The sequence below is a fragment of the Pseudomonas farsensis genome, from assembly GCF_014268805.2.
Lineage (GTDB): Bacteria > Pseudomonadota > Gammaproteobacteria > Pseudomonadales > Pseudomonadaceae > Aquipseudomonas > Aquipseudomonas farsensis.
The window spans coordinates 77,485-99,776 of the sequence record NZ_JABWRF020000001.1 but is presented as its reverse complement, the minus strand read 5'-3'; the positions used below and the strand labels follow the sequence as shown (position 1 = coordinate 99,776).

The window sequence follows — 22,292 nt, the reverse complement described above, 5'->3', positions numbered from 1 at the left end:
ACTGGCCTTCAGGGCCTCGTCGCGGGGCAAGCCCGCTCCCACAAGGGTTTGCTATTTCTTGTGTTCTGCGTTCGGGTCGTAGACCCGCGTTACATCACCGCCCAGGCGGAAGCTGTTGAACGGCTGCATTTCATGCTTGCGCTCAAGGCTGTCGCCGACGCAGTGGTACAACGCGCACCACGGCTCGAGCCAGGCGTACTTGCTTTCCACTTTCAGGTCTTTCATGTCCTGCTTCTGGCCGGTGCGCTTGACGAAGTGGATGGGGTCGCGAGCGCCAGCCAGTACCCCTTCACCCAGGCGCTGCAGGGCAAAGTTGTTCTCGGCGCGCAGGTCCACGCCGTTGGCCTGGGCAAAGCTTGCGATCATCGAAAGCGGCGGCAGGGCGTAGTTGTGATAGGCCAGGGCGCGCTGGCGGCGCTTGAGTTCGTTGGGCAGGAAGCCCTGGTCGTCGATCTGGTTGGCGCCAACCTTGTATTCCTTCACGGCCCAGTCGAACAGGTCGCGGCGGTCGGTGGCGACGGCGGTGGCCATCACCGACCAGGCTGCCCAGTAGCTGTGGTTGTTGATTTTCTCGAGCGGCAGGTCGCTCCAGTCGCGCACGGTCTGCTCGGCCAGTTGCGCCAGCCAGCGTTCGATTTCCTGCGCTTGGGCCTGGTGCGCGGCCAGTGGCCGGGCGTTGGAGAACTTCAGGCGCAGCCACGAACCACTCATGCTGCCCAGCGCCCATTTGCGCATGGACTTGCCGGTGTGGTTGAAATCGGTGGACTCCAGCGCATCGGCGCGGGCCCAGGTATCGAGCCAAGTCAGCACGCAGTCGAGCTGCGCGGGGCGGCCGTCGCGCATGTACTGGCCGACCATCTTGCTGATGCCACGCTCAAGCGTGGTGATGTCGGCGGTGGAGTCATGGAAGGCTTTTTCCGACGCCACGTTGAGGGTGGCGCGGGCCTTGTCGGAGCCTTCGTACTTGCTGCGAAACTGCAGCGGGCCGGTGTAGGGCTTGGGCGGGGCTTCACAGGTGAAGTTGCCTTCGCCGGTCTTGGGCTTGTCGATCCCCGCGTAGTAGCCCTGTGGTGGCACTAGCGCTGCCTGCGCGGCCGAGCCGAACAGGGCCAGGGCGAGCAGGGTGGGGGCGGTCTTGCGGCTGAATGATGTCATTTTCGCCTCACTGGCCGGCGTGCGCGGTACGTTGCGCGGCGCTGGCAAAGTTGTTGCGTTTGCACAATTTGGCTTCGACTTTCTGGGTCCCGCTTTCCGGCCCTTGCACCTCCAGCGCCAGCAGGTTCTGGCCGGCCCAGTCTTCGTCTTCACGCATCTGGAACACAAAGCGGCCGTCGGTATCGGAGGTTTCGGGCTTCTCGATCTTGATGTCCTCGTGACGGCCGTTCAGGTACCACAGGGTGGCCTGCAGCACTTTCACCGAGGTGTCTTCGAACTTGATGTCGATCTGGTGATTGCGGTTGGTCAGGTCCTTGATCACGCCGTTCTTGCCGTTGACCAGCAGCGCGTTGGTGCCAGGCTTGAGGGTGGCGCTGGCGCTCATCTGTGCCGGGCGGTCGTCGCAACCGTCGTCCAGCAGGCCGAGGATCTGCCGCCAGATGGTTTCCTGGTCCAGGCGGTACAGGGGCGAGAACTCCCAGATCAGGATCTTCGGCGGGTTGCTGCGGAATTCTTCGCTGCCCAGGTACTGGATCATCGAGCCTTCGAGGCCGCCACCGGGGAAGGCGACGTTGAGTACGTCGGCGCCGATGTACTGCTCAAGAAAGCCCGAGAAGTTGTAGTTCTTGCCGCTGTGGCTGGTGCCCACCAGGGTGATCTGCGCGTTGCCGCTGTCGCCGAACAGGTCGTCGTCACCCGCTGCGCCCTTGGGCTCGGTGGCGAACTGGTCCATGTACTGCACCGCATAGCTGGTGTTGCACAGCTGGCCGGCGACGTTGTGCAGGGTGCCGGTCTTGCCCATGCGCCCGGATTTCTTGGTCTCGAATTCCTTGCGCGGGATGCCTTCGAAGGCCGGCATCTTGTGCACGGTGTCGGCGACGATCTTGGCGGCGCGCTCGGCGCCGTACGGCGTCCAGTGTTGGTCGCCACGGAAGTAGAAATCCTTGCCCTGGTCGGCGGCGGCCAGCTGCTCGTTGGTCAGCGGTGACAGGTCCGGCACGTTGTAGCCCATCTTGCTGAAGCGGGCGAGCATGGCTTGGTAGTTGTGCAGCGCCTTCTGGTAGTTGAAGGCCGCTTTCTCCTGCGGGTTGAGCATGTTGCGGTTCACCAGGCCTCGGGTCGGCTGGTACACCACCACCAGTTCCACGCCGCGTTTCTTGAACGCATCGTGCACCTGCTGCAGGCGCTTGTAGCCCATTGGCGTGGTGTCGAACTCGGTGCGCAGGTCTTCGCGGGTACGGAACAGCCAGTCGCCCTGGGCCTGCACCAGCGTGGTGAAGTTCTGCTGGTAGCGGGTGGTGTAGCGGCTGGCGTCATGGGCCTCGGGGCACAGTTGGCAGCACGGCTCGGCGCTGAAGGTCGGGGCCTGGACGTCTTCGGCGCGCACGCCCTGGCTGATGGCCAGCAGTGCGGCGGACAGGCCCAGCAATTTCATCAGATGTGGGGTCATGGTCTGGGCTTCCTTAGTCGATCATTTCGGTCTGGCGTTCGACCGGGTCGATCAGCACAGCCTTTTGCTGGCGCACCAGCAGGTCGAGGATTTCGTCCTGGCGGTCGCCAAGCACGCCGTTGAGGGTGATGCCGCTGGACTTGCGCGGCATCAGCATCGACACCTTGTACAGCTCCACCGACAGCGGCGAGTCGATCGACAACGGGCCGGAACCGTTGGCCGCAAGCTCGCCGCCCACCACGATCAGCGACACCTTGGCGTCGAACGGGTCCAGGGCGATGTCGCGGTCAGTGTCGGACAAATCCTTGATGTGCCCGTAGACACCCACCAAGCCATTGGCCATGGCGATGTTTTCGTACAGGCGAATGTTCACGCTGTTGCGCACGCGGATGCCGTGGCGGCGGTTGTTGATCAGCTTGTTGCCCCAGATCAGGTTGTCGCCGCTTTCGTACAAGGTGATGCCGTCGGTGTGGTTGCGGTAGATCTCGTTGTAGGCAATCAGGTTGTTGACGCTGTTGCGGTCGATCACCACGCCCGAGAGCTTGTTGTCATAGCTCTTGTTGTTGATGATCCAGCTGTCGTTGACCTCGCGCGAAATGATGATGCCGTGCTTTTTCTTGGTGCCGTGCACGGTGTTGCCGGCGATGATCAGGCGGTGCGAGCGGTCGTGCGGGTCGATGCCGTAGACGATGTTGTCGCGGTAGGTGTTGTCCTTGACCACGAAGTCGCTGGTTTCGTAGCAGTAGAAGCCGTACCACATGTCGCTGAACTCAGAGCCGATGATCCAGCCGGTGGGTTCCGGGCGGCCCATCTGCTTGGCCATGTTCGGGGTGTACTGCGAAATGCTCACACCGTACGACTTGGACTTGGAGTAGCCGAAGCTGGCCATCTTGCTGTTGACGATGTAGGTCTCGGTGCCGCCCCAGCTGAGCAGGAACGGGCGGAACTGGTCAGGCTTGCGGAAGGTGGCCGGGCCGTTGGCCTGCTCGCGCCAGCCGGTGACTTTGGTGTCGCGAACGAACAGCTTGCCGTCGTTGACGATGAACGCGCCGCCTTCTTCGGACAGGCGCAGTTCCTTGACCTTGCCGTCCACTTCCAGCACGCCTTTTGCGCCGACCACGATCGGCAGGCGCGCCAGGTAGACGCCCGGTGCGGTTTCACGCAGGTACTGGGCGGGCACTTTCTTGCTCAGTTCGACCAGGTCGACATGGCCGTCGTCGATGAAGATCGCCTGCGGAATGCCGTGTTGGCGGCGGACCCACTCGGCGCCCTTGTTGTCACCGCCAATGAACTCCTTGAGCGAATCTTCCTGCAGCATGCGGCGCACGCTGACCTTGCCCTTGTGGCGGCGGTCGATCTTCTGCTCCACGGCCTGGGCGGTGTAGCCGCTGAGGTCGGGCAGCTTGGGCGGGTCCAGATGCAGCGGCTCGATGGGAGCGCTGGCCACGGTGTAGGTCTTGGCCTGTTGCAGCTCTTTGGCGATCACCGCAGGCTCGGCTGCGGCGACCACGCTGCTGGCCAGCAGCAGGGCGCTGGCCAGAAGGCTGTGGCGAAGGTTCGGGTGCAGGTTCATATCGGTCCTCTCCCGGCCTTAGAAACGCCAGATCACGTCGACGAAGGCGCGGTGCATGTACGAGTCGGCTTCTTTGCCATAGGCATCGCCTGGCTTGAACACACCGGCGCGCAGGCGTACCAGCGCCGACGGCTCGTCGATCGACTGGCTCAGCGAAGCCGGCAGCAGGCCTTGCTTGAAGTACTTGGTGACCACTACGTCCATTTCCTGGCCGAGGTCTTTCTCGCCGTTGATCAGCGGACGGTTCACGCCGCCGTCATCGACCACGGCATTGATGCCGCTGGAGCCGATGTTCTGCTTGTCATCCACGCGCCAGAACTTGTGGTAGATGAAGCTTGCGTCGTAGTCGTCGCGCAGTTGCCAGCTGGCAAACAGCGTGGCGGCCTGCAGGTTGCCCAGCTCACCGCGGAATGCCTCGCCGAAGCGGTGCACGCGCGAGCGGGTGCCGGTGTAGTTGGAGCGGTTGCTCTCAAGGCCGGTCTGCTCGAAGTTGTTCGAACCGTCATCGCCGCCACCGCCGCTGCCACGGGCGTAGGCCGCGCCGACTTGCCACTGCGGGTCCAGGCGCAGGCGCACACCGAGGTCGGTGGCCCAGGCGTTGACGTCGCCGCTTTGCGTGTCGCGGGCGATCTGCTGGTTGCCCACGGTGTCGCTGCGCAGGCGGTCACGGTCGCCGGTCAGCCAGGTCACGCTGCCCCAGTAGTTGACGGTGTGGTCGTTGCGCCAGTTATAGGCGTCGCTGTTGGCCTCAAGGCCCAGCCAGGTGAGGTCGCCGGTGCGCGTCTTGTCCAGCGCATCGACGCTTTCGCCGGGGTTCTTCAGACTGCCGCTGTCATGGGTATGGTGGGCGCGCACGCCGACCCAGTGGCCAGGGGTCCACTGCGCCGCGACGTTGCCGTAGACGTGGGTGCGGTCCTTGTCTTGCGGGGCCAGCTCGGTCAGGTCGGTGCGGTACTCGCTGAAGCGCTGGGCCACGCCCAGGTCGGCCTTGAGCAGGGTGGTGTCGAAGGTCCAGTTCAGCGCTTCGATGTTGGTGTCGCGCCACATGCCGTCGTCGCTGCGCAGGCGTTGGCGGCCCAGGCGCAGTTGCTCGCCGGGGTAGGCGGTCAGGCCGCTGTAGCCGACCCAGAACTCGCGCATGGCCAGGTAGCTTTTGTCCTGCTCGCGGCCGTTGGCGGCGGTGTCGGTGGTGGTGCCGTCGTCGTTCTGGCGCAGGGTGTCGGTTTCGATGGTGTCGGTGGCGGTCACTGCCTGGCCCATGGCGAAGGCGCTCCAGTTGCCGCGCTCGCCGTACACCCACGGGCGCAGGTCCAGGCCCAGGCCGTTGACGTCGCCGCCAGGGCGGGTGCCCAGGTCGCGGTCGTCTTCGGATTGGCCGGTAATCTTCACGTCAAGGCCGAAGTTTTTTTGCGCAGTTTCAGCAGCCAGGGTCGGCATCGACCACAGCAGCGCGAAGCTCAGGCCAATGCCGGCTTTCACGAAGGGATTGAGCGTCATAGCGAGTCCTCGGCGTCTACGTCTTTTTCGTCGTCTTGCAGGGCCTCGAGTGCCAGGGTGCTGTTGGCGCCCTGGAACAGGCTGGCGCGGGCCTTTTGTTCCTGTGCCAGCAACTGCCGGGCCTGGCCGAGCTGGTCAGGCGTGAGCTGCTGGTCGAGCTGCTGGGCAAGTTCGGTGGACTGCGGCGTCGGGTTGGCCTGGGACAGCTGCGCGAATACCCAGGCGTTGGTTGGCGCCGGGCGAATGCCGTGGCCTTCGCTGAACAGCTGGGCGAGGGCGTAGTCGGCGCTGTTCTGCCCGCCACGGGCGGCAGCCAGCAGGTGGTCGACGGCTTTTTGCGGCTCGACCTTGCCCAGGTAGCCGCGGCGGTACAGCTGGCCGAGGTAGTAGTCGGCGCTGACTTCGCCGGCCTGGGCGGCGGCTTGCAGGTGCTGTTCGGCCTTGGGCGCATCGGCCGGCAGGGTGCGGCCTTCGTAGTACAGGCGGCCCAGCAGCAGTTCGGCGCGTGGCTGTTCGGCCTCGCGGCCCTTGTCGATGTAGGCCATCAGCTGGTCGGTGTCGCCCAGCTCCGGGAAGTCATACAGCAACTGCGCAAGGCTCACCCACGAGGCCGGGTTGGCCGGGGCGACTTTTTCCAGCAGCTCTTTAGCGGTTTTTTCGTCGGTCTGGCCAAGGCTGCGGTCGGCCAGTACGCGGGCGACGCTGTCGACCCGGCTGCCTGGCACGGTGCCACGGGCATAGGCCGATTCCAGCTGGCTGATCAGCGCTGCCTGCTGGTCGGGCTGGGCGCGCTTCTGGTAGACGGTGGCAAGCTCGACGTAGCAGATGTCGGTGCTGGCAAGCGCTGCCTTGCAGATGCTTTCGACTTCACCCAGGTGTTGGTCGTAGGTGCCCTGGGTGCGGTACAGCAGCACCTGGGCCAGGCCCGCTTCGGGGTTGCCGGCGGCGCGCCATTGGTCGATCTGCTGCTGCGCGTTGATGTTGGGGAAGCTCTGCGGGTATTGCAGGTAGAGCATCGCCAGTGGGATCAGCGTGTTGCTTTCACCCCGTTGCGCAGCCAGCTTGAGCAGCGTTTCGGCTTCTTCGCGCTCGGCCTGGGTGCTGTCGGGCTTGGCCACCAGCAGGCGGCCAAGGCGGGCCTGGGCGCGCGGCGAGGTGGCAGCGGCGGCGCGGTAGGTGGCCTCGGCTTCCTTCAGCTTGGCGGGGTCGCGGGTAGCCACTTTGATGTCGGCCAGGCCCACTTGCGCATCGCTGTAACCCAGGTCGGCCAGGGCCTTGTAGTTGCGCTCGGCAGTGGCGGTGTCGCCACGCTTGAGCGCCTCATTGGCCAGGCGCTGGTCTGGCAGGCCGGCACAGCCGGCCAGGGTGATGGCCAGGGCCAGCAGCGAAACCGCCCGTGGCAGCGGGCTTGGCCCGCGATTGCTGTTATTGGCGATCATCAATCGGTCCTCTTACAGCCCGCGGGCCACGGCCTTGTCGATCAGCCAATCCAGCGACGGGCCACGGTCGCTGTTGACCGAGACAGGGCGGCCGGCCAGTTCCGATGGCAGGCTCTCGTCAGGCTTGATCTGCACGCGGATGTCCGACGCCAGGTTGTCGGTGTCCAGGCTTTCGCTGCCGACGATGTGGCCGGTGCGCACGCTGTCTTCGCCCGCCACCTGGAAGTTGACGCGGGTGCCCGGTTTGACTTCATCGAACTGGCGGTAGCTGAAGCGTGCCTGCACGGTCGGGATGGTGGTGCGTGGCACCAGGGCGAACACTGGCTGGCCTTTGCTTGCGTACTGGCCATCATCGACGTACTGGCGCGAAACCACGCAGTCGCACGGGCTGGTGAGGGTGCCGGACAGTTGCTTGCCGAACAGTTCCTCAACCTTGGCCGGCTCCAGTTGCGCGTCGTCCAGGTGGCCTTTGAGCATGTCCAGCATGCTGGTGTTGAAGGTGGCCAGCGGCGCGCCTTTGGCGACGCTTGCGCCGTTTTCGACCAGGCTCTGCACGCTGCCGTCACGTGGCATGGTGACGTTGGTGGTTGGTACTGCCACCACACCGGCTTCGGCGTGGCTGACGAAGTACAGGCCGTACAGCGACTTGGCCACGAAACCGAATGCCAGCAGGCCGACCGCGAATACCCCGGCGGTGACGGTGACAGCGCGCAGGCGGCCGAAGGCGCTCAGGCCCGAGCCACTGTCGCGCTGCTTGCGTGCCTTGGTGAAGTTGTCGCGCTGCAGGGTGCTGAGCACGTCACCGACACTGATCAGCTCACCGGACAGGTGGGTGGTGATGATGTGGCGCAGGGTGGCGATGTCGCGCGGTTCGAGGTTCTGGAACTCGGCGCCGACACGGCCGGTTTGCGTGTTGCTGGTGCGCACCAGAATATCCACATCCATCGACAGGCCAAGGTTGTCGACCACGAACTGCAGGCGGCCGCGGATCACCTCGTTGGCCGGCAGCGGTTTGGGCGCGTGGAAGGACAGGCCGCCTGCGGACAGATCGTCGACCTTGACCTCGTGCGGCTCGTTGTTGCTGTCCCGGTAGCGCAGCTTGGCGGGGATACGAACCCGGGCGTGCTGGCGCTGCGCTTCGGACTCATGCACGACATTGACGTTCACGGCGGTATTCATGGCGATTTCGTTCCTGTTATCCGATCCGGGTTTGGCTCACACGACCATGAACAGCACGGCGACGAAGATGCTCGCGGCCGAGAAGGTCATAGTCCGCGAGGACCAGGTGTTGAACCATTGTTGAAAGCTTTCGAGGTCACGTTTCAGGGCAGTGGGCTGGCGGGTCCAGGACTGCTTGTCGAGGCGGAAGAACACGTAGATCTTCATCAGGGCGCCGACGATCTGGTTGTAATAGAGAATCAGCGGGTAGGCCGGCCCGATGCTGTGGCCAGAGCACAGCAGCATGATGGTGAGGATCAGGCGGGTGATGCCGATCCACAGCAGGTACACCAGCAAAAAGCCCATGCCGAACTTGAAGCTTGCGATCAGCGCCACGGTCAGGCCCAGCAGGCTGGTCCACATCGACACGCGCTGGTCGAACAAGACGATGCTGGTGAACAGCCCCAGGCGCTTGAGGCCCAGGCCCAGTGCGCGGGAGTTCTGCCGCAGGTTGTTGCCGTACCAGCGGTACATCAGCTTGCGGCTGGCCTTGATGAAGCTCTTCTCGGGCGGGTGCTCGACCGTGTTGATGGCGGCGTCCGGCACGTAGAAGGTGTCGTAGCCAAGGCGCATCAGGCTGAACCAGCTCGATTTGTCGTCGCCGGTGAGGAACTTGAAGCGGCCCAGGCGCCAGTGCATCAGCGAGTCGCTTTCGACATCGGCGATGAACTCGGGGTCGGTGACCACGGTTGCGCGGAACATCGACATGCGCCCGGTCATGGTCAGCACGCGTTTGCTCAGGGCCATCGAGCACATGTTGATGTGGCGCTGGGCGAAGCGCAGCTTGTGCCACTCGCTCATGATGTAGCCGCCACGCACTTCGCAGAATTCGTTGGTGGTCAGGCCACCGACATTGGGGTAGAGCTTGAACCACGGCACGGTCTTGCGCACCACGCCCGGGGCCAGCACGGTGTCGCCATCGATCACCGCAGCCACGGCGTTTTCATCGGGCATCATCCGCGAGATGGCGCGGAAGCCATACGCCAGGCCGTCGCGCTTGCCGGTACCGGCGATGCGCACGAAGTCAAGGGTGACGTGGTCCGGTGGGTTGTACTTGGCCCACAGGCTCTTGATCAGCAGTTCGTCGCTCATCTCGACCAGCGAGCAGACCACGGTGGTCGGGTAGCCGCAGTCGATGGCTTCGCGAATGACCGAGCTGTACACCTGCGCGGTGGTCAGCGCGTCGATGCGAAAGCTGGTGACCATCAGGAAGACATGCGAGGGGTCCGCGGCCTTGCCCAGCTTCTGCACTTTGCGGCGCAGGTAGGGGTAGACGATGTACAGAAAGATCATGCCGCGGATGAAATGGGTGGCGCCCATGGAATAGCGCCAGATGCCGACAGCGCCGACCAGGAAGATGAAGTGCTTCGACTGCGAGTCGAAGATGTCGCTGGGCAGGGCCAGGGCGATCAGCATGAGCAGGCTCATGTAGGCCAGCCATCCGGCGCAATGCAGCAGCACTGTCTGGAACCTTTGCATGTTCGGCATCCGTGAAGAATTCTTGGTGGGGAGGGCAGCGCGCCGAACGACGCGCCGCCCGACCGGGGTTACCAGCAGATGCCTTCGGTGCCGCTGGTGGCGCAGGTTGGCTTGGTCATGAAGCCAACCAGGTCGATCACCTGCTTGCCGGCCGGCGCCTGTTGGGCGAGGGCGCGGAACTGCTCGTCACGGTTGCCCAGGACGATGATGTCGGCCTCGCCTACCACCTGTTCGAAGTTGGAATTGAGCAGCGACGAGACGTGCGGGATCTTCGACTCGATGTACTCTTTGTTGGCGCCGTGAACGCGGGCGTACTCGACGTTCTGGTCATAGATGTTCAGCTCGTAGCCTTTGCCGATCAGGCGCTCGGCAAGCTCGACCAGCGGGCTTTCGCGCAGGTCGTCGGTGCCGGCCTTGAACGACAGGCCCAGCAGGGCGACCTTGCGTTTTTCGTGGCTTTCGATGATGTCGAAGGCGTTCTGGACCTGGGACTCGTTACTGCGCATCAGCGAGTCGAGCAGCGGCGCCTTGACGTCCAGGCTGGCTGCGCGGTAGGTCAGGGCGCGTACGTCCTTGGGCAGGCACGAGCCGCCGAAGGCGAAGCCTGGGCGCATGTAGTACTGCGACAGGTTGAGCACTTTGTCCTGGCAGACCACATCCATTACTTCGCGGCCATCGACGCCGACGGCCTTGGCGATGTTGCCGATTTCGTTGGCGAAGGTCACCTTGGTGGCGTGCCACACGTTGCAGGTGTACTTGATCATCTCGGCGACTTCGATGGGCTTGCGGATCACCGGGGCGTCGAGTTCTTCGTACAGGGCCTGGAGCACGTCGCCGCTGGCGCTGTCCAGTTCGCCGATGACGGTCATCGGTGGCTGGTCGTAGTCCTTGATCGCGGTGCTTTCACGCAGGAACTCAGGGTTGACCGCAACGCCGAAGTCGACGCCGGCTTTTTTGCCCGAGCAGTCTTCAAGGATTGGGATGACCACGTTCTTGACGGTGCCCGGCAGCACGGTGCTGCGCACCACGATGGTGTGGCGGCGGGTGGTGTCGCGCAGCACGTAGCCGATTTCGCGGCACACCGACTCGATGTACTCAAGGCCCAGGTCGCCGTTTTTCTTGCTTGGGGTACCGACGCAGATCATCGACACGTCACTGGCGCGGATGGCTTCGGCGAAGTCGGTGGTGCCACGCAGGCGGCCGTTGGCCAGGCCCTGTTGCAGCAGTTCTTCCAGGCCCGGTTCGACGATGGGCGACTTGCCCTGGTTGATCAGGTCGATCTTGGTGCGCGAGACGTCTACACCAATCACTTCGTGGCCACGTGCCGACAGGCAACCTGCACAGACTGCACCTACATAACCCAAACCAAAGATGCTGATACGCATCGCATTCACCTCGTGTGTTTATCTCGCCAGCCCTTGCTCGCAAGAGCCGACCGGGTAGATTAACCAGCAGTTTTCGGGCGCACGGTGCCATGGCGAATGCACACTTCACCGAGCGCAGACATGAATAAATCCGGAGCGCAAAACGTTATGCACTCAAAGTTGGCAGTCAAAGGCCGTTATTGAAAGGCGTGCCCTGAAATGCAGCCGTCTTTATTGCAGCTCGAACTTTGCGCGCTGCTGTGCTTGTTCTTTCAATTGGAAAAAACCTTTTGAAATCAACCACTAGGACGATTAGTAGGAACGCCTCTCTGCTTCGCAGGCAGGCCATTCGGGGTTTCCCGTTACGCCTGCCTTAGTTTCCGTTACGGGCAGTGGATGCCCGCCGGTTGTCATCTGTAAGTCATCTCTCACGTTGCACGCTTGAAACTCGTTACGGGTGCTATGAGCGATTGGTCGTAGAAGAAGTTCCTGACCCGATTCAGCTCAGATGAAAGATTTCTAAATATTTATTCAGCCTTCGATACTTTCACTTTGATAGCACGGCACGGTTTTGTCCCCGGCTGTAAAGGGTCAAAACGAGGCGGGGTAGTGGATTGCCATCATGTAAAAAAATTTTTCAGAAATCGTCAATTTTTGTACGAACGATCTGATGGCGCACCCCGAAAATAAACGTAATGTTTATTTTTTGACGCCAAGAAATTGGCTAAAGTAGTTGCGCCAGTGCGTTAATGAGCAGGTCTTGCACCCGTGTTGGGCGCACAGGCAATAACCGGGTCTCGGCATGTGCCGATCCCATGGGGTGCTCGGGTGAGCTTCGCACGATCGAGGGAACGACGTGGGAGTTCGGGTCATAAGCCCGGCCGCTTCATTCATGGACATGGAAAGCGTGAGTTACAAAAATGAAAAAAACAAAGATGAGTGGCGTGGTTGCGGCGTTTGCGTTGCTGGCAACCGGGCTGGCTGAGGCGGGGCCCAAAGTCAATGTGACGTTCAAGAACGTGGGGACGCAGACCGCCGTGCTCAAGATCGTGACATCGAACGAGAGCAGCACTTTCCAGATCGCCAGCCCTCCGCCGCTGCAAAAGGTTGATTCTGGAAGTTTTACTAACTTCGATGTTCAACGGGTCATCAGTCCCGACGTCAATAGCGCGCAGGTGCGCTACACGATGGGCAGTAAAACCTGCGCGTTCGGAACGATCTACCAGATGCGGGTACTGCCGGGAGGTATTACTCAACCCCAGTGGACCAAGACCGCGACGCCTAGTGGGGGCGCAACCTGCACAGCCACCATCACTCGAATGAACGCCGATTACTCGTGGGCGGTTGAGTTCACCATGAAGTAAGCACTCTGCCGACTGATGCAAGTTGAGCCTGCGCTTCGCAGCAGAATACCTCTCTGCTGCGAAGTGCACTTAAGCCATCCCCCAATAAATCGAGTGTGCAATGGAATCTATCCGAGCTGGCCGAATTGATACTTACCCTTCTGCGACGAGCGTCAGACGCTCCCCTGAAAACGCCACAACCCCTAGCACCGAGCCGGTGGCATTGCCTGCGCCGCAAGAACCAGAGCTTTCATCTTTAGCTAAACAACTTAGTGCTGCAGTTGATAGGGCCGCAGCCCGCGACGCCTCGCTTACACGCAAGGAGTTGGGGGCGCTTGGAGAGTCCCTTTGGGAAAAAATCGCCGGGCAGAGTTATTACTTCAGCAAGCAGTCGCATGACGATTTTGTGCCCGACACCGACGACCCAAGTTTGCTCGAAAGAGCTAAACAGGCGACGGCATTCGTTAATGGGAAAGGTGAAAATCCGTTCAAGTCGTTGGGCCGTGAAGAGTTGAGTGCCATTGTCTACGACCAAGCCGATGTGTTTACGGTTAACGAGCGTCATGCCGCATGGAAGGAGGTCAATAAGCGGGACAGTGAATGGACTCTGCAGATGACACAGAAAATGGATGCCGAACGCCAGCGCACGGGAGGCATTGATCGGGGAATTGGCGAAATTCTTGATTACTTGCACGCTCTTCCTCCCATAGAGGAAGCGCAGATCCTGGGTAATTACGACGTCAACCTCAGGATGCAACTCAGCGGGGCCGAAATCGACTGGCCCGAATTCAACACCTCACTGCTCGACCTGCTCGCCAACAACTGGGGGCACGCCGAAGAGGAGGTTGAACCCGACCCTACCGGCGAGCCCGACGCCAACCAGGGCAAGACTCTCGACTGATGCCGGACACCATCAGGTTCATAGACATCACCCGTCGCCACGGGGAGCAGACCATTCTGCCAGCGCGCAACGTTATTCATTTGGCGAAGGAAGCTGAGTGAGAAGTGGAGGAACTAATGATAGAAGGTATACACGGTGGTGGTTTCAGGAAGGCCTCGATAGTCTCTGCTAATGCAGGAACATCGCAAGGCACTGAAGTTGGCATCGTTGAAAACGAGCGGAGCGAGCAGCCACGCGAGCAACTATCAAGTTTGGCTAAACAAATTCAAGCGGCTGCGGAGCGCGCAGCAGAGCGTGATCGGATATTGTCGCGTGATCAACTAGCGACGTTGGCTAAAGATATTCTTGAGCGACTTTCTGGTGGTAGCTATTTATTGTCAAAGTCTGCTCATGACGGTTACCGGCCGTCAACGGACGACCCCGAGCTTCTGCTACGCGCCGAGCAGGCTACTGACTTTGCCAACGGTAAAGGCAGCAATCCGTTCTCGGGCCTTTCCCATGAACAATTGAGCTTTATTACCTACGACGAAGGCGGTGAATTCACCGTGAATGAGCGTCGTGCCGCGTTAATCGAGCTAGCCGACCGGCACGGAAAATGGACTCAGGCTGTAACTCAGAAACTCCATGCCGAACGCCAGCGCACGGGAGGCATTGATCAGGGAGTTGGCGAAATTCTTGATTACTTGCACGCTCTTCCTCCCATAGAGGAAGCGCAGATCCTGGGTAATTACGACGTCAACCTCAGGATGCAACTCAGCGGGGCCGAAATCGACTGGCCAGAATTCAACACCTCACTGCTCGACCTGCTCGCCAACAACTGGGGGCACGCCGAAGAGGAGGTTGAACCCGACCGGGTGCTGCGCAAGATAGATAACCCTTGTTAAAGGCGACGCGCAGTTAAGTTATCCCTTCTAGAAAACGAGTGTGCAATGGAATCTATTCGATCTGGCCATATCGATACGCCGCCGTCTGCCGCGAGCGTCAGACGTTCTCCTGAAAACGCCCCAACCCCTAGCACCGAGTCGGTGGCATTGCCTGCGCCGCAAGAACCAGAGCTTTCATCTTTAGCTAAACAACTCAGTGCTGCAGTTGATAGGGCCGCAGCCCGCGACGCCTCGCTGACGCGCAAGGAACTGGGGGCGCTTGCAGGGGCCCTTTGGGAAAAAATTGCCGGGCAAAGTTATTACTTCAGCAAACAATCTTATGACGAATTTGTGCCTGACACGAACGACCCGAGTTTGCTCGAAAGAGCCAAACAGGCAACCGCATTCGTTAATGGTAAAGGTGATAACCCTTTCAAGGCATTGGGCCGGGAAGAGTTGAGCGCCATCGTCTACGACCAAGCCGATGTCTTTACGGTCAACGAACGTCACGCCGCATGGAAGGAAATCAACATGCGGGAATGCCAATGGACTCGGGATATCTGCCAGAAACTTGATGCCGAGCGCCAGCTCACCGGTCGGATTGACAATGGGCAGCGCGAGATTCTGGCTTATTACCAGTCTCTCCCTCCTATCGAGGAGGCAAAGCTCATCGGCAGTTACAAAATCAATTCAAGTATTCAGGGCGCCGACTTTGAAATCGACTGGCCCGAATTCAATACCTCACTGCTCGACATGCTCGCCAACAACTGGGGGCACGCCGAAGAGGAGGTTGAACCCGACCGCACCGGCAAGCCCGACGCCAACCTGGGCAAGACCCCCGACTGATGCCGGACATCATCAGGTTGACAGACATCACCCGGCGCCACGGCGAGCAGACCATTCTGCATGCCGTCTCGCTGGCCATCCCTTGCGGGCAGACCTGCGCCATCGTCGGCCCGTCGGGGTCGGGCAAGAGCACGCTGCTGAACCTGATCGGCCTGCTCGACCAGCCTTGCACGGGCCAACTGCTGCTCGACGGCCAGGACATGACCCACGCCAGTGCCGCGCAGCGGGCGATCATGCGCAACCGGGCGTTGGGTTTCGTGTTCCAGAGCTACAACCTGTTGCCGCGCCTGTCGGCGCTGGACAATGTGGCGCTGCCCTTGAGCTACCGCGGCGTCGGCCTGCATGCGGCGCGGCGTGTTGCGCAAGGGCAGTTGGCTGCGGTCGGCCTGCAAGCGCGGGCGCGCCATTACCCGGCGCAGTTGTCCGGCGGCCAGCGTCAGCGCGTGGCCATCGCTCGGGCGCTGGTGACCGAGCCGCGTTTGCTGCTGGCCGACGAACCTACCGGCAACCTGGACCGCAGCACCGCCGATGACATCCTGCAACTGCTGCTGGCGCTCAACCACGAGCGCCGGTTGACCTTGGTGATGGTGACCCACGACCCGCAGATGGCCAGGCACATGCAGCGCTGCATTCAGGTCAGCGATGGGCGGGTGAGTGATGGGCATGCAGCCTGAACGCTATGGCCCAGGCCTGCGCATGCGCCTGGGCGAAAGCCTGGCTAGCTTGCACCAGCTCGGGCGGCGGGCGTGGCTGGCGTTGCTGGGTATCGCCATGGGCTGCGCGGCGGTGGTGGCGCTGCTCGATGTCGGGCACAGCGCGGCGCAGCATGCGCGGCAGGTGTTTCAGGGCATGGGCAGCGAGCTGATGGTCGCCAACTTGATGCCTGTTGCCGACGGCGGTGCCCGTGCGCCGGTGGCTACCGGCTTTGCCGCGGCCCCAGGCGCCGTGCGCGGGTTGGCGCCATTGGCCATGACCGTGGCCGATGCCCGACGCGGCGCTGCCAGCCAGTCGCTCATGGTGGCCGGCAGCACGCCGGCGCTGGCCGAGGTGCTGGGCTTGCAGGTGCAGCACGGGCGTTTGCTGGCTGCGCGGGATGCGGGCAGTACCCATGTGCTGCTCGGGGCCGGGGTTGCCAGCCAGTTGCAGGCTGGGGTCGGTGACCGTGTGCAACTGGGGCGCTACCTGTTCGAGGTGGTGGGCGTGCTGGCGCCGCGTGGCTACAACCCTATGGTGCCGCTGGCTGTGGATGATGCAGTGCTGATGCCGCTGGCGGGCCTGCGGCGGCTGTCGGCATCGAGCCAGATCAGCGTGGTGCTGGCCTTGGCGGCTGATGACACGCGCATGGCGGAGGCGGCTGCGGTGCTGCAGTTGTTCTTGCAGGTGCAGATGCCGGCCATGCAGGTCGAGGTGTTGCTGGCGCAGCAACTGCTCGATGGCATGGCGCGCCAGTCACGGCTGTTCACCGGGCTGCTCGCCGGGCTGGGGGGGATCGCCTTGCTGGTGGGCGGGGTGGGGGTGATGAACGTGATGCTGATGAACGTCAGCGAGCGCCGGCGCGAAATCGGCGTGCGTATGGCGTTGGGCGCACGGCCTGCCGATATCGCCTGGTTGTTCCTGCTCGAAGCGCTGCTTTTGGCCGCCGCTGGGGCGCTGCTGGGGGCTTTGCTCGGGGTGCTGGCGGCCTGGGGCTTTACCGCTGCTAGTGGTTGGCAGTTGCATTTGGACCCGCTGTCGATACCGCTAGGGGTGGGCAGTGCGTTGGCCAGTGGCGTGTTTTTTGGGTTGCAGCCGGTCTTGGCGGCAGCGCGTCTGCAACCGGTGGTGGCGTTGCGTGATGACTGAGCTGCGGGGGTTGCTGCTACTGCTGGTGTGCCCTGCATTGCTGGCCGGGCAAAGCCTTGCGCCGTCGCAGCCAAGCCAGGGGGCAGGGGTTTCAGCACGGGCCTACCGCGCCGCACAGGCGCCACAGGTCGAGCTGGCGCTGGCCGATGCGGTGGCCTTGGCGCTGCGCGACAACCGCGCTATCCGCAGCGCGTACCTGGAGCGGATTGCGCAGAAGTTCGAGCTGCGCGTGGCCGGTGACCGCTTCGCCCCGCAGTTGGCGCTGAAGGCGCGCTACCTGGGCAATCGCAACCGCCAGGACCGTTATCGACAAGCCGACCTCACCCCGGCAGCCAGCCTGCTGACCCCCTATGGCACCCGGCTCAGCCTCGACTGGGCCTATGGCCATACCCGTGCCGATGACGCCGGGCCGCGTTATCGCGACGGCGCCAACCTGCTGGTCATCCAGCCGCTGCTGCGCGGCGCAGGCCCGGCGATAGCGGGCGCGCCGTTGTTGCAGGCGCAACTGAGCGAGCAGGCCAACCGCTTGGCGCTCAAAGACACCGTGGCGCAGACCATCACCCAAACCATCGGCCTTTACCGCGAGCTGTTGCGGGCCCAGGAGCAGTTGCGTATCGCCACCGATGCCTTGCAGCGCTCGAACCAACTGGTGGAGGTCAACCGCTCGCTGATCGCCGCTGGGCGCATGCCGGCCTTCGATATCGTCCAGGCCCAGGCGCAGGTGGCCAGCCAGGAACTGGCGCTGGAGGACAGCCGCAACCGCTTGCATGCCAGCCGCCTGGCGTTGTTGCAGGCCCTGGCGCTAGACCTTGCTACGCCATTGCTGGCTACCGAGCGGCCGCAGGCGCAGCACGTGCAGGTAGATGTGGGGCAGGCCTTGCAGCAGGCCAAGGCTCTGCAACCGGGGTACCTCATGCAACTGATTGCCGAGCAGCAGGCCCACATCGGCGTGCGTCTGGCCCGCGATGAGCAGCGCTGGGACCTGTCGTTGCTGGCCGGTGCCAGCCAGGCCCGCGAGCGCCCCGGCAGCCAGCGCGACTGGGAGCAATACGTCGGGCTGGAGCTGGAAATCCCCATTGGCGACCTCAGCCGGCGCCAGGCACTGGTGCGCGCCGAGGTGTCGCTGGCGACCCAGCAGGAGCGCATGGCCGAGAGCCTGCAACAACTGCAACGCCAGGTGACCGATGGCGTGCGCGAAGCCGAGGTGCGCTGGCGGCAGTTGGAAATTGCCGGGCGGGCTTTGGCGCTGTCGCGGCGCAAGCTGGAAATCGAACAGGAAAAACTGGCCTTGGGGCGGTCGAGCAACTTTCAGGTGCTCAGCTTTGAAGGTGATCTGCGCGATGCCCAGAGCGTGCAGCTCGATGCCTTGATCGGCTACCTGAATGCCCAGGCCGAACTCGACCTGGCACTGGGCACCACGCTCGATAGCTGGGAGGTGGCGCTTAATGATTAGGTTGATTCAAGGTGTGCTGGCGGCGCTGCTGGCGGGGGCGATCCTGCTGCTGTGGCAGCCCTGGCAGGCGAGTGCCCCGGTTGCCAGCCAGGGCCACTGGCTGCGGGTGCAGCCGCAGTTGCTCGAACGGCGCCTGGGGGTGCTGGGGCGTATCCAGCCGGCGCAGCAGGTCACGCTGGCCGCCCCGTTCGAAGGCACTGTGCAGGTGCTTGCGGTGCGTGAGGGTGAGCAAGTGGCAGCGGGGCAGACACTGCTGGCGCTGGACACCGCGCAGTTGGATATCCAGCTGCGCGAAGCCGATGCCCAGCGGCTCAAGGCCAGCCGCGCGCTGCGCGAGTTGCAGGCTTGGCAGAGCGGCCCGGAGGTCACCCGCGCGCAGCGTGCGCTGACGGTTGCCAGGCGCACCTTGCAGCACAGCGAGGCGGCGCTGGCCGATACCCGGCGGTTGCTGGCGCGCGGCATCGTGGCCCGGCAGGAGCTCGATACCCTGGAGCAGCAGGTGAGTGCCCAGCGCCTGGAACTGGTCAGTGCCGCAGACGAACTGCAACAGACCAAAACCCGTGGCCAAGGCGAGTACCTGCACATCGCCGGTATGGAGCTGAGCAATGCCCAGGCGCGCTACGACGCGCTTGCCGCGTTGCGCGCACAGCGTGTGGTCAAGGCGCCCTTTGCGGGCCTGGTAACGCGGGCGGCGGCAGAAACCGAAGGCCAGCAGCGCCTGGTCCAGGCCGGCCAGTTGGTGAGCCAGGGCATGCCCTTGCTGGGCCTGGTGGAGCTGGGCCGTTTGCAGGTGCTGGCGGCAGTGGAACAGGGCGATCTGGGCAAGGTGCGCGAGGGGATGGCGGTGCAGGTGACCGGTGACGGGTTCCCTGGGCAGTTGCTGCAAGGCACGGTGCAATCGCTGGGGTTGCAGGCGCGTGATGATGAAGGGCAGGGCGCGTGGTTCGATGTGCGTGTGCAGTTGGCCATCCAGCCGGACCCTTTGGCGTTGGGGGTGCGCCTGGGTATGAGTGCGCAGGTGACGGTGCTGTTGTATCGCAAGGAACAGGGGATGGCGGTGCCGGAGCAAGCGCTGCGCAGTGGGCCAGATGGGCGCCAGTATGTGCTGTATCGGGCAGGCCCAGGGCACGTGGAAAGCCAGGTGGCAGTGGTGGTTGGAGAGGTGCTGGTGCAGGGGGTTGAAGTCGAGGGGCTGCAGGCGGGGGAGGTGCTGTTGCCGTGAGGCCATCCGCAAGCGCAAGCCTGTGGGGGCCTCATCGCAGGCTATCGCCAGCTCCCACAGAGGCCATGTTCAACTGCAACATTACTGGTTGGACCCAATCCTGTGGGAAATAATAGAGCGTTGTGGCGAGCGGGCTTGTCCCGCGTTGGGCTGCGCAGCAGCCCCTTGGGTTTTCAGGGCTGCTGCGCAGCCCAACGCGGGACAAGCCCGCTCGCCACGAAGGAGCTCGCCACAAGGAGATAAGTCTGGCGGGAACAGGTTTGTACAAAACCATAGAATCTCCCACAAGGTCTGGGTCAACCCACAATATCACGGCTGTGCCCGGTCCCTGTGGGAGCTGGCGCCAGCCTGCGATGAGGCCCTTACAGGCTGATCTCAGTCTTGGGCATGATCGCGCAGAAACACCAGATGGTCTGGCTTGGACTGCTCGGCGCTGTAGTAGTAGCCCTGCACATCGAAGCCCTTCAACTGTTCAGGGTCGTTGATGCGCTGCTCGATCACGAAGCGGGTCATCATGCCGCGGGCTTTCTTGGCATAGAAGCTGATGATCTTGTACTGGCCGTTTTTCCAATCCTTGAAATCGACGTCGATCACCCGCGCATTCAAGGCGGATTTCTTCACCGCGCTGAAATACTCGTTGCTGGCCAGGTTCAGCAACAGGTCATCACCCTGCTCGGCCAGGGCCTGGTTCAGCCACTCGCTGATGCGCGTGCCCCAGAATGCGTACAAGTCTTTGCCACGGGCGTTGGCCAGTTTGGTGCCCATTTCCAGGCGGTACGGCTGCATCAGGTCCAGCGGGCGCAGCAGGCCATACAGGCCGGACAACATGCGCAGGTGATCCTGGGCGTAGCTGAAATCGTCCTCGCTCAGGGTGTTTGCGTCGAGCCCTGTGTACACATCGCCCTTGAACGCCAGCAATGCCTGCTTGGCGTTGGCCGGTGTGAAGTCGGGCGTCCAGCTGCCAAAGCGGGCGGCGTTCAGGCCTGCGAGCTTGTCCGACAGGTGCATCAGTTCGGCGATCTGCGCCGGGGCCAGCTCGCGCAGTTGCTCGATCAGCACCTGGGAATCGTCCAGATACTGCGGCAGCGTATGGCGTTGGGTGGCCGGCGGGGTGTCGTAGTCGAGGGTCTTGGCGGGGGAAATCACCGTCAGCATCGGGTCGGCTCCTGGAATCGTCGGGCAATTCTACGGGGCGAGCCTTGGAACGCCAAACTATGGCGACGATAGTCACCGACCATCAGCCACTGGCGCGCTATAGTGCGCGCCATGCCTACACAGGGAGAATGCCCATCGTGCGTATCGCTTTTGCCATGCTGGCCGGGCTGCTCAGCCTCGGCGCGCAGGCCGCTCCGGCGGATTTCGTCAGCTTCGACCGTAAGCTCTGGCCCGAGCAGGTCGACAGCCCGGCGCTGTTCGATGTGGCGTCGCGGGCCGAGATCCTGTCGTTTGGCCGTGTGTTGCACGAAAGCGAGATGCTCGATGAACACGCCCTGACCCAGCGCCTGGGCCTGCGCCAGGTCAACCTGGCGGTGGTGCGTGCAGTGCGCGCGCGCATGTGGCAGCGCTTGTGGAGCAGCTACCAGCAGGCCCAGCGCAGTTGCGAGCAGGATGCCTCGTTTTGCTACCCGGTGGAGTCGATGGCCGATCTGCGCACCCAGGCTGCAACCTTCGCCGCCGATGTGGGCACCTTTTATAGCGGTTGGGTCGAGCCCAGCCATCAGTTCCACAGCCGCTACCTCGATGAACAACTGCGCAAGGCGGCGCTGTTCCCGCAGACCACCAGCGAGGTCGAAAAGCTCTCCAGCCGCGAGCGCAGCGGTGAGGAACTCAATGACCGGATGTTTCTGCTGACGTTCGTTGGCGGGCCGACGCCTGCCGGTGGTAGTTCCGATGCGTTGGCCGAGTTTCTGCGCCGGCAGAAGCTCGATGGCATTTTCTTCGTGCTCGGCAACCGCCTGCAGCAGCGCCGTGATGCAGGGCCTGTGGCCAGGTTGTATGCCGGGCAGTGCGTGGGCATCCAGGGCTGGGAGTATCGCTCCCATGCGCAGTGGCAGGGGTGGGAAGACTCGCTGCGGCGCAGCCAGGCGCGCGTGCAGGCCGACCTGCCCGAGCAGTACGTCCCGCTGTTCCGCCCGCCCTATGGCCAGCGGCGCAGTGATGGCGAGGGCTTCATGGCCAGCCAGCATCTGCGGGTGTCGTTGTGGGATATCGATGCCCAGGATGACGGCCCGTTGACCGCCGAGGCCTCGGCGCAGCGGGTGTTGACCCTGATGTTGCTGTGGCGCAAAGGCGTGATCCAGTTCCACGACAGCCTGCCCAAGGCCCAGCCAGCGCTGGAGTGGCTGCTGCAGAGCACGGCGCAGAGCGGGATCGGCTGGGAAGGGTGCCGGGAGTATGGCGTGCGGTAGGCGCGTTGCGATGAGGCGGGCAGGTGTATTCGCTATTACCTGACCTATGACTCTAGTCCCGTCCAGCCCACCCGCCAAGCCCTGTTCGTCATTTGGAAAAATAAACTTCATCGCAGCGTAAAAAGACTTTTTCCGGTCATGGTTTTTGCGGTATCAAGGAATCAGACAGCCGAACCCTGCAGCACAGGTGGCGTCATCCAGGCCCTCCTGCCAGGTGCGCTCCCCGCCCGCAACGACAC

Annotated in this window: 18 protein-coding genes; 9 read left to right on the top strand and 9 right to left on the bottom strand. The window is 63.0% G+C overall.

From position 1 onward, the window contains the following. Nucleotides 1–51: 51 nt before the first annotated feature. From HU719_RS00470 to HU719_RS00435, 8 genes are all read right to left on the bottom strand, one after another. The gene (locus HU719_RS00470; protein ID WP_186521488.1) at nt 52–1,155 is read right to left on the bottom strand and encodes a mannuronate-specific alginate lyase; all 1,104 of its coding nucleotides are present in this window, start codon (nt 1,153–1,155) and stop codon (nt 52–54) included. Between the two features lie 7 nt (nt 1,156–1,162). Then, complete coding sequence (locus HU719_RS00465; protein ID WP_186521486.1) at nt 1,163–2,605, bottom strand: alginate O-acetyltransferase; 1,443 nt, start codon at nt 2,603–2,605, stop codon at nt 1,163–1,165. Nucleotides 2,606–2,618: 13 nt separating this feature from the next. Beyond that, nucleotides 2,619–4,178, bottom strand: a complete 1,560-nt coding sequence (gene algG / locus HU719_RS00460; protein ID WP_186521484.1) for a mannuronan 5-epimerase AlgG — start codon at nt 4,176–4,178, stop codon at nt 2,619–2,621. 18 nt (nt 4,179–4,196) lie between these two features. Next, a complete protein-coding gene (locus HU719_RS00455) occupies nt 4,197–5,675 on the bottom strand; it encodes an alginate export family protein (protein ID WP_186521482.1) in 1,479 nt (492 codons plus the stop codon). Next, nucleotides 5,672–7,114, bottom strand: a complete 1,443-nt coding sequence (algK, locus tag HU719_RS00450; protein ID WP_186536398.1) for an alginate biosynthesis TPR repeat lipoprotein AlgK — start codon at nt 7,112–7,114, stop codon at nt 5,672–5,674. Before algK ends, HU719_RS00455 begins: the two co-directional genes overlap by 4 nt. A 12-nt stretch (nt 7,115–7,126) precedes the next feature. Continuing rightward, nucleotides 7,127–8,293, bottom strand: a complete 1,167-nt coding sequence (locus HU719_RS00445) for an alginate biosynthesis protein Alg44 (RefSeq protein ID WP_186521478.1) — start codon at nt 8,291–8,293, stop codon at nt 7,127–7,129. Between the two features lie 36 nt (nt 8,294–8,329). Further along, a complete protein-coding gene (gene alg8, locus HU719_RS00440) occupies nt 8,330–9,811 on the bottom strand; it encodes a mannuronan synthase (protein ID WP_186521469.1) in 1,482 nt (493 codons plus the stop codon). 68 nt (nt 9,812–9,879) lie between these two features. Beyond that, on the bottom strand, nt 9,880–11,196 hold the full coding sequence (locus tag HU719_RS00435; RefSeq protein ID WP_186521467.1) for a nucleotide sugar dehydrogenase: 1,317 nt from the start codon (nt 11,194–11,196) through the stop codon (nt 9,880–9,882). 899 nt (nt 11,197–12,095) lie between these two features. Here HU719_RS00435 and HU719_RS00430 point away from each other — a divergent pair. The 8 genes from HU719_RS00430 to HU719_RS00395 all read left to right on the top strand — a co-directional run bounded on the left by HU719_RS00430 (nt 12,096) and on the right by HU719_RS00395 (nt 19,645). Next, nucleotides 12,096–12,539, top strand: a complete 444-nt coding sequence (locus tag HU719_RS00430; protein WP_186536397.1) for a hypothetical protein — start codon at nt 12,096–12,098, stop codon at nt 12,537–12,539. Nucleotides 12,540–12,639: 100 nt separating this feature from the next. After that, entirely contained in the window at nt 12,640–13,419 is a 780-nt protein-coding gene (locus tag HU719_RS00425; RefSeq protein ID WP_186536396.1) for a hypothetical protein, read from the top strand. Nucleotides 13,420–13,535: 116 nt separating this feature from the next. After that, complete coding sequence (locus tag HU719_RS00420; RefSeq protein WP_186536395.1) at nt 13,536–14,303, top strand: hypothetical protein; 768 nt, start codon at nt 13,536–13,538, stop codon at nt 14,301–14,303. A gap of 45 nt (nt 14,304–14,348) precedes the next feature. Continuing rightward, nucleotides 14,349–15,128: a hypothetical protein gene (locus tag HU719_RS00415; protein ID WP_186536394.1), complete on the top strand. Its 780-nt coding sequence runs from the start codon at nt 14,349–14,351 to the stop codon at nt 15,126–15,128. Beyond that, nucleotides 15,128–15,802 (top strand): ABC transporter ATP-binding protein, encoded by a 675-nt coding sequence (locus HU719_RS00410; RefSeq protein WP_186536393.1) that lies wholly within the window; start codon nt 15,128–15,130, stop codon nt 15,800–15,802. The genes HU719_RS00415 and HU719_RS00410 overlap by 1 nt, the downstream gene beginning before the upstream one ends. Then, nucleotides 15,792–16,970, top strand: coding sequence for an ABC transporter permease (locus tag HU719_RS00405; RefSeq protein ID WP_202883367.1), 1,179 nt, complete (start codon nt 15,792–15,794; stop codon nt 16,968–16,970). Before HU719_RS00410 ends, HU719_RS00405 begins: the two co-directional genes overlap by 11 nt. Continuing rightward, nucleotides 16,963–18,423 carry a TolC family protein gene (locus HU719_RS00400; protein ID WP_186536391.1) on the top strand — a complete coding sequence of 487 codons (1,461 nt, stop codon included), beginning with the start codon at nt 16,963–16,965 and terminating at the stop codon, nt 18,421–18,423. Before HU719_RS00405 ends, HU719_RS00400 begins: the two co-directional genes overlap by 8 nt. Beyond that, on the top strand, nt 18,416–19,645 hold the full coding sequence (locus HU719_RS00395; RefSeq protein WP_186536390.1) for an efflux RND transporter periplasmic adaptor subunit: 1,230 nt from the start codon (nt 18,416–18,418) through the stop codon (nt 19,643–19,645). Before HU719_RS00400 ends, HU719_RS00395 begins: the two co-directional genes overlap by 8 nt. A 375-nt stretch (nt 19,646–20,020) precedes the next feature. Here the strand turns inward: HU719_RS00395 and yaaA are convergent, their stop codons facing one another. Beyond that, nucleotides 20,021–20,800, bottom strand: a complete 780-nt coding sequence (gene yaaA, locus HU719_RS00390; RefSeq protein WP_186518813.1) for a peroxide stress protein YaaA — start codon at nt 20,798–20,800, stop codon at nt 20,021–20,023. 137 nt (nt 20,801–20,937) lie between these two features. Between yaaA and HU719_RS00385 the strand changes: the two genes are divergently transcribed. Next, nucleotides 20,938–22,053 carry a polysaccharide deacetylase family protein gene (locus HU719_RS00385; RefSeq protein ID WP_186518811.1) on the top strand — a complete coding sequence of 372 codons (1,116 nt, stop codon included), beginning with the start codon at nt 20,938–20,940 and terminating at the stop codon, nt 22,051–22,053. The last annotated feature ends 239 nt before the right edge of the window (nt 22,054–22,292 follow it).